At 57.3% G+C, this 12,391-nt stretch carries 11 protein-coding genes; 9 read left to right on the top strand and 2 right to left on the bottom strand.

Features of this window, described 5'->3' with window-relative positions; genetic code table 11:
* Positions 1–452: 452 nt before the first annotated feature.
* Positions 453–1,700: a RidA family protein gene (locus G7Y44_RS09870; RefSeq protein ID WP_165249547.1), complete on the top strand. Its 1,248-nt coding sequence runs from the start codon at positions 453–455 to the stop codon at positions 1,698–1,700.
* 113 nt (positions 1,701–1,813) lie between these two features.
* On the opposite strand, the gene G7Y44_RS09865 is transcribed toward G7Y44_RS09870, so the two are convergent.
* The gene (locus G7Y44_RS09865) at positions 1,814–2,404 is read right to left on the bottom strand and encodes a VanZ family protein (RefSeq protein ID WP_165249545.1); all 591 of its coding nucleotides are present in this window, start codon (positions 2,402–2,404) and stop codon (positions 1,814–1,816) included.
* Positions 2,405–2,531: 127 nt separating this feature from the next.
* The gene (locus tag G7Y44_RS09860) at positions 2,532–2,933 is read right to left on the bottom strand and encodes a hypothetical protein (RefSeq protein ID WP_165044638.1); all 402 of its coding nucleotides are present in this window, start codon (positions 2,931–2,933) and stop codon (positions 2,532–2,534) included.
* Here G7Y44_RS09860 and G7Y44_RS09855 point away from each other — a divergent pair.
* The 8 genes from G7Y44_RS09855 to G7Y44_RS09820 all read left to right on the top strand — a co-directional run bounded on the left by G7Y44_RS09855 (position 2,932) and on the right by G7Y44_RS09820 (position 12,198).
* The gene (locus tag G7Y44_RS09855; protein ID WP_165249543.1) at positions 2,932–3,138 is read left to right on the top strand and encodes a hypothetical protein; all 207 of its coding nucleotides are present in this window, start codon (positions 2,932–2,934) and stop codon (positions 3,136–3,138) included. The genes G7Y44_RS09860 and G7Y44_RS09855 overlap by 2 nt on opposite strands.
* Positions 3,139–3,159: 21 nt before the next feature.
* A complete protein-coding gene (locus G7Y44_RS09850; protein WP_165249541.1) occupies positions 3,160–3,954 on the top strand; it encodes an aspartate/glutamate racemase family protein in 795 nt (264 codons plus the stop codon).
* A 1-nt stretch (position 3,955) separates the two neighbouring features.
* Positions 3,956–4,867, top strand: coding sequence for an NAD(+)/NADH kinase (locus tag G7Y44_RS09845; RefSeq protein ID WP_371807473.1), 912 nt, complete (start codon positions 3,956–3,958; stop codon positions 4,865–4,867).
* 204 nt (positions 4,868–5,071) lie between these two features.
* Positions 5,072–5,353: a chorismate mutase gene (locus tag G7Y44_RS09840; RefSeq protein WP_165249539.1), complete on the top strand. Its 282-nt coding sequence runs from the start codon at positions 5,072–5,074 to the stop codon at positions 5,351–5,353.
* Positions 5,350–6,150 carry a 3-deoxy-7-phosphoheptulonate synthase gene (gene aroF, locus G7Y44_RS09835; protein WP_165249537.1) on the top strand — a complete coding sequence of 267 codons (801 nt, stop codon included), beginning with the start codon at positions 5,350–5,352 and terminating at the stop codon, positions 6,148–6,150. Before G7Y44_RS09840 ends, aroF begins: the two co-directional genes overlap by 4 nt.
* Positions 6,151–6,371: 221 nt before the next feature.
* Positions 6,372–8,852, top strand: a complete 2,481-nt coding sequence (locus G7Y44_RS09830; protein ID WP_165249535.1) for an ATP-dependent helicase — start codon at positions 6,372–6,374, stop codon at positions 8,850–8,852.
* A gap of 81 nt (positions 8,853–8,933) precedes the next feature.
* Complete coding sequence (locus tag G7Y44_RS09825; RefSeq protein ID WP_165249533.1) at positions 8,934–10,523, top strand: helix-turn-helix transcriptional regulator; 1,590 nt, start codon at positions 8,934–8,936, stop codon at positions 10,521–10,523.
* Between the two features lie 157 nt (positions 10,524–10,680).
* A complete protein-coding gene (locus G7Y44_RS09820) occupies positions 10,681–12,198 on the top strand; it encodes an FAD-dependent oxidoreductase (RefSeq protein ID WP_165249549.1) in 1,518 nt (505 codons plus the stop codon).
* The last annotated feature ends 193 nt before the right edge of the window (positions 12,199–12,391 follow it).

Genomic DNA, 12,391 nt, shown 5'->3' with positions numbered 1-12,391 from the left:
TGAGTTGATCCATCACTTACTAACATCGCGCGTATGCAGCCATGATCACGCGGGCGTATTGAGCATTTTGCCCCATTTGTAGAAATTGCAACCTGCCAATTGTAAAGTTTATAACCCGCCAATTGCAGAAGTTATAACCTGCTAATTGCAACATTTTCAACCCACCAATTGCAAAACGACTTGCGGGATCGAAGGTTGTGGGCAGTAGGATTTGTCATAAACTGCGGTCGAAGGCGGAGGAAGCGTGGCGGGGTATACGTCAGTAACATTTTTGTGCAACTGTATAAAACTAAGTTATAAACAAATCATTTTGTAACGTTTACCACCCGCAGTTTTCCCAAAAATACCCTTTTCACAAGGGTGTTTTGTATTTGCAGTTGACAACAACGCCTCTTGCAAAGTTTAATGCAATTGCACAAATGCAACCCATTCTTACCTTGAGGGAGGTAACCATGAGTGATCCCAATGTGGTGGTGGCCCGTAATACCGAGAATGCTCCGCAAAGCAAGCTGTATTCTCAGACCGTGGCCTTTAGTCACTACAACAACCTGTCGGCTCAGCTGCCCCTAGACCCGGCAACCGGTGCCCTGGTGGCCGGCGGCGTGGCCGAGCAGGCCGAACAGTGCTTCAAGAATATTGAAGCCATTGTGAACAGCATCGATCACGATTTGAACGACGTCATTCGTCTGACCGTGTTCGTGCGCGACATCATGGACGTAAACGCTGTGGACAAGGTTCAGGCCTGCTTCTTCCCCACGTACCGTCCCGCTCGCACGGTTATGGCCGTCAATGACCTGCCCGAAAACGCGCTGGTTATGGTGGAGGCCCTGGTGGACAACGGCGAGGGCACCCAGTCGGTGCCGCAGGCCGGCGATCTGCTGAAGCTGACCAACAACACCCATGAGGCTCCCTACGACGAGATGTCCACCCAGTCTGTGGCATTTAGCCACTACAACAACATCTCACTGCAGCTGCCGCTGGATCCGAAGAGCGGTCGTCCCATCTTAGGCGATGTTGCTGCTCAGACTGCCCAGTGCCTGGCGAACGTGAAAGCTGTTCTTACCAGCATCGACGTGCCGCTTGACGACATCGTTAAGGTTACCGTGCTCGTACGCGATCTGGCTGATGTGGATGCGGTGAATGAGGTATACAAGACCTTCTTCCCTGATTCCGGCATTGCTCGCGCGGTGGGCTACCTGCCGGCCCGCACCGTGGTGCCCGTGGCTGACCTGCCGCTGCACTGCGACGTGGCTATCGAGGCTGTGGTGTCCCACGGCGACGGCACTCCGCCCCAGGCTATCGAGGATCGTCACGGCCTTATCATCGAGGCCAACAACACCGACGCAGCACCTCGCTGCCCATTGTCCACGCAGACTGTGGCCTTCAGCCATTACAACAACATTTCTGCTCAGATTGCCTCTGACCTGTCCGCCGATGCAGCTGGTCAGACCGAGCAGTGCCTGTCTGCCATCAAGGCTATCATCGAGTCGGTTGATCACAGCCTTGCCGATATCGTGAAGGTGAACGTGTACCTGGCCGATCTGGCCGATGCTGAGGCTATGAACGAAGTGTACCTGCGCTTCTTCCCCGAGGGAACTCCGGCTCGCCGTCTGGTGGGCACTGGTGTTCTGCCCCAGGGCGCACGCGTTATGATCGACGCCATCGCTGGCAATTGGGAAGGCACGCCTCCCATCGTGTAAGGCTTGCTCTGATCGCAAACGTTACGGGCGGCTTTTCAGGTTGGGCCGCCCTGAAACGAGCCCCCGATGATAAGCATTGGGGGCTCGTCCCTTGATTCAGCGTTTCCGCTCGTTCACCGTGTTCGTTTCGCACGCTGTTTGAGAAAGCATGCGATACCCAGCGCCAGTGCGACGCCCACAATGGCTCCTGTTGAATCGATGAGCACGTCGGTTGCCATGCACGCGCGCCCGGGTACGAACATCTGGTGGAATTCATCGGTTGCCGCATACAACGTGGATGCCGCCCACGACAAAAGCGCGATGCGGGCAATGATGTGACGCTGGTGCCCGTATTGGTGCCGACGTCCGCACTCGCGCTGTGCAGCGTGGTGTTGCTGGGTGTTGGAAGCGATGTGCGCATCAATGTTGGCTTGTTGCGGCACCATGATCTGCCATGTTAAGTTGGCGGCAAGTGCTCCCAAGGCGGCATATTCCGAGAAATGGGCGCACTTTCGCACCACGTGCTCAAGGGTGTCTTGCCAATAGAGTTGACTGGCCGCATTCATCTGTTCATAGCCGGGCACGACAAACGCAATGATACGACTCACCACGCCCATGCTCAATGCGCCCGATTCGTCTGCTGGCTGTGCCGACATAAGGAAAATGAATGCGCACATGGCGGCAACGGCAACTGCCGACAGTGCTATGCGATAACTTCGTTTCATAGACGCATTGTATGCGTCTGAGACGTTTGGTTGTGCACTGTCAGCCGATTTTCAGAATTCGCGCATGGTGGTGGCGTTGCGAGTGCTCCCCATGGGGTGTGTCGCCCGCGCATGCGGGCTTCCGGCGTTACCGCTCAAGCCCCTGAACCTTAATGCTGTACGCCAGAAAAGCGCAGCCGGCAATGGCGAAGGTGATGATAACCGACTGGAACATGGCTCCACCCTGCAAAGCGGTTAGGATCAAGTTCAGCACGCTTAGAATCAAAGCCACGATGCTTAGATGGAAAAACGTGTGGGCCTTTCCGGGCTTTATGGCGCACATCATGCCAAATACGCCCACAAGCAGGTTCAAGACGTTGCTGATGATAGAGAATCCGCTGAGCGCTAGAAGCGCCATTGCGCCGCCTTGCTGAAGTAATCCGCTTAAGCTGAGCTCCACAAGCATCAAGCCCCCCAGCAAGATGTTCAGAATCGAGTAGATAATCAGCAGTACGGATACAAGCCGAAGGATGGTAGTGGTCTTGATCATGGGCGATCCCTTCTTCGGGCAGAAGCCTTTGTCAGCGCAGGGTAAGACAGCAGTAAGGAGTGTCTCCCTTCCTTACGATAGCCGATGTTGCGTTGACGATCAGCATGCAATCTGGTCATTTTGTCTCGCGTTTGGACTTGCCGAGCATCCCGCCTATAATGGTGCGAGCATTATGGCGCTGCGGCTGCTGCCGCGCGCTGTGTAAGGCGACGGGAGGACGCACTTGATGGAGAAGCTGGGTATCATTGGGGGCTTAGGTCCTGCGGCGACGGTGCGGCTCATGGCGCGCGTCATTGATTTTACGCAGGCCGATTGCGACCAGGAGCACCTGGATATTACGGTATTGTGCCGTCCTCAAATTCCCGATCGAACGGCATATCTGCTGAGAAAGCCCGGCGCCGTGTCGTTTATCGAACCGATGCAGCAAGCTGCGCGCGAATTGCAGGATGCCGGTTGCACCGTGCTCGTTACGCCGTGTAATACGGCACATTCGCGTTTGCCAGTGATCGCCCGAGCGGTTGATCGGGCGCGTTTTGTATCCATGCCGCTCGAAACGGCGCGATATGCGGCGAAGCTTGGCTGTACGCGTTGCGGTGTGCTTGCCACCGACGGAGCGCGCCAGGCGGGCGTGTACGACCAAGCGCTTGCGCAGGCTGGCGTGCAGATAGCATGGCCGAACGAGGATGGGCAGCGCGAGGTAATGGCGGTTATTTACGACGAGGTGAAGGCTGGCCGGTCACTGTGTCCCAAGCGTATCGAAGCGCTCTGTGCCCAGCTTATCGCCGACGGGTGCGACGGCATTATACTCGGCTGTACCGAGCTGTCAGTGTTAGGCGTGCAAACATGGTTGGGTGCGGTGCCCGTTATTGATGCCCTTGATGTGGCGGCGTGGCGCTGTGTGCAGGAATGCGGCGCGAACATTCGATTTGACCCGGTGCCTCATCGCGCTGGCATGCCAACGGATGGCGTGCCAGCGGAAGGTGTGTCAGCGGAAGGCGCGCCGATAGAAGGGCGGCGCTAACATGCAGAGCGCACTTCCTCATATGAACGTGCTGGTGGTCGCGAATAGCGAGAGCGGTACGGCGAGCGACTCGTCGTTTCTGCTGCAGTCGTACTTAAACTCGCAGGGAATCGTATGCCGCGTTGTCGATTCGCAGACGCTTCCGGGGTCGGTTGCTTTATCTGACGATGGTTGTCCACTGTTCGACCATCTTACCGAGTGGGGCTTTGACGGTCCGGTTGATTTGGCCGTTGCGCTTGGTGGCGATGGCACGATCCTGCGCACAGCTCGCGCGGTGTGTGGAATGTCGGCACCGGTACTGGGTATTAACTTCGGTCACTTAGGGTTTCTCGCCAATCCAACCGATGCGGGCGTGGTACCTATGGTGGCCGCCGCGCTTGCGGGCGATGTGGTGGAAGAACGCCGCACGAATTTGCGCATCGACGTGGAGTGCGAAGGCGATGACTGTGAGCCCATCGAGTGCCCGCGATCGTATTTCGCGTTAAACGAGCTAACGGTGAGCAGGGGAGCGTCGGGGCGTATTGTCGATTTCTCCGTTGGTGTATCGGGCGACCACGTGGCGTCCATGCGTGGCGATGGGCTGGTCGTTTCCACAGCTACGGGATCAACAGCCTACGCGCTTTCTGCAGGTGGGCCGTTGGTGGCACCGGGGTTTCGCGGGTTGGTGGTAGTACCCATTGCAGTGCACACGTTGCGGTCGCGCACGCTGGTCACTGAACATCACGACGTGGTGGAAGTTGAGCTCACGGGCGACGACGGACGTCGCGATGCCACGCTGTTTGCCGACGGAGAGCCACTTGTGTTTGAGCGTCCGGCGAAACGGGTTATTGTTCGCGCAGGTCAGCATCCCACGATGTTTTTACGCTATCGCCGCGAAAGCTTCTACACGCAAGTGTCGCGCGTTTTCTTCTAGCTCTCGTATTCGACCCGAGTGTTCGCCTCGAGCGCCCCTGAGCGCTTTCGCCGACCTGTCTGTGCAGGGCTGGCGGAATAAGAAGCGCGCTTCTATTGGTCAATTTTGCGAGTGTTATCATACGCATCACACGAGTGGCCCGATTCGCGTGCTGCGCCTGCGGGCAGGTTCTCGTTACCGTTTTTGAGTGTGAAAGGAATGCCGATGTCTGAAGAAACCAATGCGTTAGCGGCAATCGAAGAACATCGCGCAAAGATCGATGAGATCGACCGTGAGCTCGTCGCGCTTCTGAATAAGCGCGCGGGACACTCTCTCGTCATCCGTGGTCTTAAGCCCGATGCTCGCATGGGGCTCTACGACGCACGGCACGAAGAGGAAATCTTCGCGAAGGTGAACAGCTACAACGAGGGGCCTCTGTACAACGAGTACCTAAGAGAAATCTATGTAACCATTCTAAAGGTCATGAAGGAGACTCCATCGGCATGAGCAACGCGAACATACCCCCCATTCCCAATCTGGGAGCCCGTACCGACGAGGTAACTATCTTCGCTGGCCCGTGTTCGGTTGAATCGACCGAACAATTCGAAGAAGTGGCTGAATGTGTCGCCGATCTAGGTTTGAAGTGGGTTCGTGGCGGCGCGTTTAAGCCCCGCACGAATCCGCACAGCTTTCAGGGTCTTGGTGAGGAGGGCCTCAAGATCATGAAGGCTGCGGGCGACAAGTACGGCCTGCTCACTCTCACCGAAGTGATGGATTCCGCCCATTGCGAGCTGGTGCATTCCTATGTGGACGGCTTGCAGGTTGGTGCGCGCAACTTTCAAAACTTCAGCCTGCTGAAGAAGATCGGTCAGGTAACCGCCGAGTCGAAGAAGATGGTGCTGTACAAGCGCGGTTTTGCGGGCAGTATTGCCGAGTGGCTGGCCGCATGCGATTACTTAACCGCCGAAGGCAATGACAACATTATGCTGTGTGAACGCGGTTTGCGCACGTTTGAAACCGCCACGCGCTTCACGCTCGACATTGCCGCTGTTCCGGTGGTGCACAAGCAGTCGTTGTATCCTATCTGCATCGACGTGTCGCACCCGGCAGGTCAGCGCGACTTGGTGCCTTCGCTGGCGTATGCTGCCGTGGCAGCTGGAGCCGATTCACTGATGATCGAGGTGCACCCGAACCCGCCCGAGGCGAAGTCGGACGGCCCACAGCAGCTTACGCCCGATCAGTTCAGGAAGCTCGTGGGCGAGTTGCGCGAGATTGCTGCTGTGTTCGGCAAGAAGATCGTATAGATACCGGCGCGCGGTACGTTTTTTGAGAATCGAGTCCCTTGCGTAGCAGCCGCTGCGCAGGGGACGTTTTGTGGCGCGGTACTGTTCGAAGCGGAAGAAGCCGCGCGGTTGGAAAGCAAGCTAGGGAAACACTGCATAAAGCCGCCTCGTCAGCGCAATGCTGGTGAACTTAAGCAGTGTTTCCCTAACGTCAGTCAAGCATCAAACAAGAAGGAACCGTCATGCCTATTGACATCGACACGTTGAACGGCCCGCAGCGCGAGGCGGTTGAATGCACGGAAGGCCCCCTGCTCGTTTTGGCGGGCGCGGGTTCCGGCAAGACGCGCGTGCTCACCTATCGCATCGCGCATCTCATCGAGAACAAGGGCGTGGCACCGTGGCAGATTCTGGCCATCACGTTCACGAACAAGGCGGCTGCCGAAATGCGTGAGCGTTTGGGCGCGCTGGTGGGGCCGGCGAGTCGCGGCATGTGGGTTTCCACCTTCCACAGCATGTGCGTGCGCATTCTGCGCGCCGATGCCGAACGACTTGGTTTCACGAAGAACTTCACCATCTACGACACCGACGATCAAAAGCGCTTGTATAAGGAAATTATGGCCGAGCTCGACATCGATCCGAAGCGCTTTCCGGTGCCCGCGCTCATGAATCGCATATCTACGGCGAAAAACGAACTTGTCGTTCCGGGTGACTTTGAGCATCAAGCCATTGATCCGGTGGGCAAGGTGGCCGCTCGCGTGTATACGCGTTTGCAGGAGCGCTTGCGCGCGGCGAATGCATTCGACTTCGACGATCTGCTGCTGTACGCGTTTCTGCTGCTGAAAAACCATGAGGACGTTCGGCGGGCGTATCAGGACCGCTTCCGCTACATTATGGTCGACGAGTATCAAGACACCAACCACGCGCAGTACGCTATCACCAAGCTTCTGGCCGAAGGGCACGGCAACATTATGGTGGTAGGCGACGACGATCAGTCCATCTATAGCTGGCGCGGTGCCGACATCCGCAACATTCTCGACTTCGAAAGCGATTATGCGCAGGCGCACGTGGTTAAGCTTGAGCAAAACTACCGAAGCGTGGGCAATGTGCTGGCGGCGGCTAACGCGGTTATTGCAAACAACCGGCACCGCAAGCAAAAAAAGTTGTTCACCAGCGCGGGCGATGGCGACAAAATTCAGGTGTACATGGCAACTGATGAGCGTGACGAAGGGCGCTGGATTGCCGGCGAAATAGAGAAGCGGCGCGCGTCGGGCGAAAGCTACAACCAGATGGCGGTGTTTTACCGCACGAACGCACAGAGCCGCATGCTTGAAGACATGTTACTCCGTGCTGGAGTGCCGTACCGTATTGTGGGCGGTACACGCTTTTTCGACCGTGCGGAAATCCGCGACGTGATGGCGTACCTGACGCTGGTGGTGAATCCTGCTGACGATATCGCTGCCAAGCGCGTCATTAACGTACCCAAGCGCGGCATCGGTAAAACGACCATCGAGCGTATCGATCGCTTTGCGCGGGAAATGGGCGAGCCGTTTCTGGCAGCGGCGGAGTTGGCCGTGGCCGATCCGGAAATTCGCGCCGCAACGCGCCGGTCGCTGGGGGAATTCGTGGAGCTGCTGAAGGAGGCGCGCCGCTACGAAGGTGATCTGCGCAAGGTCATCGAGGCCATTGTTGACAAGAGTGGGCTCATTGACGAGCTGCGCGCGGTGGGCACCGACGAAGCTTTAGCGCGCATCGAAAACATTCAGGAGTTCATGGGCGTTGTGGATGAATTCACCGAAACACACGACGATTACGACGACGCCGACGAAGGGGAAGAAGCGCTCGCTGAGGGTGCTCTTGCCGCAGCGTCTGGTGGGGTATCTGCTGCCGTGCGCGGCGTGTGGGATGTGTTGGGCGATACGGTGGATGCGGCAGGTTTTGGCTCGCACGAGGTGTTCTTCGCCGCACCTGCCGTTGGCGAACGTGTGCAAGAGGCGCCTGCGCGCGTGCTGCGCGGTGACTCGCTGGCCGACTTCATTGAGTGGGTGCGCATGCGCACCGATCTCGATACCGCCAGTGACGACGGATGTGCCGTAACGCTTATGACCGTACATTCATCAAAGGGCTTGGAGTTTGACTGCGTGTTTGTTGCCGGCATGGAGGAAACGCTGTTTCCGCACATGAATTCGGTGGGCGACCCGGCGGGTGTGGAAGAGGAACGGCGCCTCGCGTATGTGGCCATCACGCGCGCTCGCAAGCATTTATATCTTACATGTGCACAGCTGCGCCAGATTTTTGGTCAAACGTCGGCGAACCCGGTGTCGCGTTTCATTCAGGAAATTCCGCAAGAGCTGCGACAAACCACGGGGCTTGGTTCGGCGGGCTTTGCTGGTACAGGTTGGGAGAAGCGAGGAAGTCGTCGCGGCATCGCGGGCAGTGGTGTGGAAGCGGGCGAAGGTCGTGTGTTCGGGCAGTCGAGCGCTTCGGGATCAGCTGGCAGAACGGACCGCAGCCGCGCGAGCCGCAGCACAGGGGTAAACCCCAACGCAGGGAAGAAGGCCGCCGCGAAGTTGACATTTGCCGTTGGTGACGCGGTTGACCACAAGACGTTCGGCCGAGGCAAGGTAACAAAGGTCGACGGCGACACGCTGTACGTACGTTTTGCGAAGTCAGGCCAGACGAAGAAGTTACTGAAAGACTACGCGCCCATCGTGAAACTGGGGTAATGGTATAGGTGAAAGGCGCGGTGCTGGCGGTGGCAACGCTATAATGAAAAACTAAATAAAATCCCGGGGAGGGGGATGATTGTGGGGAATCGGATTGCTGGGCTTTTCGCGCCGGCGGCGATAGGCATTCTGCTTATTTGCGCGCTGTATCGCCTACTGGCCTATTTCAGTTATGTGACAAGCTTCGGTTATACCGTCGATCCTTTGGACTATGTTTCCGATCTGCCCTTTATGGTGGGAGCGGCGGCGGGCAGTCTTGTATGCTACGTTACGCTGTTCTGTTTTTATCTTGTAGGAAGACTCAGACCGTGGAGTCTCGATTGTCGCGGGGCCTTGGCGGTAACTGCGCTGGCCTATCTGTTTGTAGCGGTGGCTCCCGAGTCGTTTTCCCAGGAAGGGCTCTCGCCTGTGGTACTGGGCGTGGTGTGGGGTTTGGCGGTTACACCCGTGGGTTTCGCGGTTGTCGAGCTTCTGGCTTGCGGGTCGTCGCCCATTGTGCTCATTGTGCAGCTGGCTGGCTCGTCGTTTCTGTTAGCGGTTGTTTCGTTCCTCTTGGGCGAGGCTACCGCACCCGTGGAGCCTGTGGTATGTGCTGTTGCGGCCGTGGCGCTCATTCCGCTGTTGAAGGCAGGGCGCACACGGCTTGCTCCGCGGCAGAGTAGCGTCGAGCACAAACTCGATGAAAAAAGGGAAGGGGCTGGCCCGCAGGAGGAAGAGTCGGCTGCATCCGCGCAGGACAGACGCCCTGCCTACCCCGATTTCTACCAGGCGCAAACCCGTTCCCTCGAAAAAGGAGTCCCGGCGGAAAGTATCGGCAGTCAGATAGCCCGCTTCAGAAAAACACTGGCTCATTGCTCCACACCCATTATGGCCGCTGCCTTCTTCGGACTGGTAACGGGCTTGGTGAATACGTTCGCCTTCTTCACGCACAGTCCTTTTTTCATCTCGAGCCACGCTCCCCTTGTAGGCTCGCTCATCTGCTCGGTATTGGTTGTCTTGTTCGTGATGACCACTACGCGTACATTTTACGAACGCTTGGTGTATCTGGGGATCTTCCCCGCCATCATTGCTGTGTTCCTGGCACTTCCGTTCTTCAGTGCGCAGCTGAGTGGCTCTTTGAGCATCGTCATCTACTCGGCTCACGTGTTGACGGCTATACTCGCCATGTTCTGCGTGATTGAGGCATGTCGGAAAACGGGTGACAGTATATACGGAATCATGGCCTTCTCTTCGATGGTCATGCGTCTGTGTTTGGCTGCTGGGCTGGTGCTGGGATGGTTCTTTGGCACGATGCAGGAGGGAAGTGCTTTCGTGCATATATCTATCGTATGTGTTGTGTGCGTGTATGTCTTGGGTATGGTCGTAGTATGGTGGAGTCTCAAGAATGCCCGCGAGAAGCAGGTGGTGGAAGTGGTGGAGGTGAGGGTCGAGCATCCTGCTGAAACCTTCGAGCAATCGACAGTGCGCCAGGTTGAGGAACTTGTCGATCAGTTCTCACTTTCGCCGCGCGAGCGTGATGTTCTGATTGGATTGGCTCAAGGGAATACCGCTGCCCGCATTGCCGAGGGACTGAATATTTCCACCTCTACGGTGCAAGGATATATTAAAAGCTTGTACGTGAAACTTGGTGTGAATAAGAAACAGCAAGTCATCGACCTATTTCAACGATAACCATTTTTTAGGGGAGCGCGAAAACCCCTTCCTTCGCTACACTCTACTACTTAGTGATTGCCATGGCGGCATTCAGGCGATGCTTCACTCCTGCGTTTTAGCGCGCGGGTTGAATGGCAATCGACCAAGGTGATCCTAAGAAAGGGAGGGATTTCGAATGACACTTTCGCGTCGAGATTTTCTGAAGGTTGGGGGAGTTACGTGTATCGTAGCTGGAGCAGGCACCGCGCTTGCCGGCTGCAGCCCCAAGAGTGACGGGTCCGAGAAAGCGACACAAACAGGTGAAGGTTCCGAGGCGGCCCTGGTTGGTTATCAGCCGGTCAACTTCACCGATGAGACCGATATTCTCATTATTGGCACTGGTTACGCAGGTCTGGCTGCCGCCATGGCTCCGGCGTTGGCGGGTAAGAAGATCATTATGACCGAGAAGCAGGTTCAGATTGGCGGCGACTCTGCCACCTCTTGCTGCTTCATGTTTGCTTCGGGCACCGAGCTTCAGCTCAACGCCGGAAACCCCACGACTATCGACCAGTACTGGGAGGCCAACGCTGAGAGGCTGACGGCTGGCCACGACCAGTACGAGTGGTTCCCGGAGTGGGTCAAGGGCAAGACCTACGCAAACACCAAGTTCGTAGACGTTGCTATTAATGACTTTGGAGCCAAGTTCCAGGAGCCCTGCACTGAAGAAGAGCTGCCCCGTATGTCCAAAAGTGTTATTTTGCCGGCTGACGGCATAGGCTCAGGCGGCCCCAATATCCTGCAGCCGATTGCCTCTAAGCTCACCGAGCTGGGCGTTGATGTCCGCTGCGGCTTGCGCGCTACCGCCCTTATCGTCGATGCCGAAAACGTTGTGATCGGTTGCCGCTTCGAGGACGCCACCTCCGGCAAGATCACTGACATCAAGGCTCAGTCTACGGTGTTGGCCACGGGAGGCTTCGCTGACAACGGCGAAATGGTGCGCGAGTACCTGCCCGAGTGGGCCAACCATGGGCAACTGGTTCACGGTTGCATGGGCGAGGGTCACAGGATAGCCGAGAAGGTTGGTGCCAAGCTGTCAGGCATGGATTCGTCCTTGACCCGCTGCAACCTTATGGGCGATATTCCCAACTGCACCACCTGGGGCTACTGGACTCCCATCGTACTGGTGCTCCCGAACGGCAAGCGCTTCATTGAGGAAGCCCAGTCCCACGATGCCGCCCAGGCTGCTCTGAATGCTGGCTATCGCGAGTGGTGGTCTATCTTCGATCAGCGAGCCTTCGATGCCCGCGCCATCGGTCATTCGGTTGAGGGTAATATCAAGAGCCACGAGGACGTGTACGTGAAGGCCGACACTCTGGAGGAACTGGCCGTTGGCATGGATGTGCCTGTTGATGCCCTGGTGGCAACCTTTGCTCGCTACGACGAGCTGGTCGCAAGCGGCGAAGACACCGACTTCGGCAAGAAGGCATGGGTTGAGTCGCTGCAACCACCCTATCACGCGTTAAAGCTGAACGTGTGCCGCTATAAGACCTCCGGCGGCTTGGTGGTCGGCCCCAACAACCAGGTGCTCGATTCCTCCGACAACGAGATTCCTGGCTTGTACGCGGCAGGCGCGCTGACTCTGGAGTCCTTCGCTAGTGTATCCAGCTGTATGGCCACGGGTTACTACGTGGGTGAGACCCTGGCTGCGCTGTAAGTCGCATCTTGCGGGCATACCCGCCATTGAACAACGGTCGCCCTCCCTCTGGGCGACCGTTTTCTTTTCAGGCTCGTGAGCCTGCACGGCGCACGCAGCGCGGCGGGCAATAAACCACCCGCTATGCGGGTGCGCATCGAAGGCTTTGCCCTTGCGTCAAAACGCCGCCTACCGGGGCTAAGATACAAGTGTT

Origin of the sequence: Adlercreutzia sp. ZJ141, assembly GCF_011038965.1 — a bacterium.
Classification (GTDB): Bacteria; Actinomycetota; Coriobacteriia; order Coriobacteriales; family Eggerthellaceae; genus ZJ141.
Note: the sequence above shows the minus strand (reverse complement) of the source record. Positions and strands in the feature narration are given on the sequence as shown.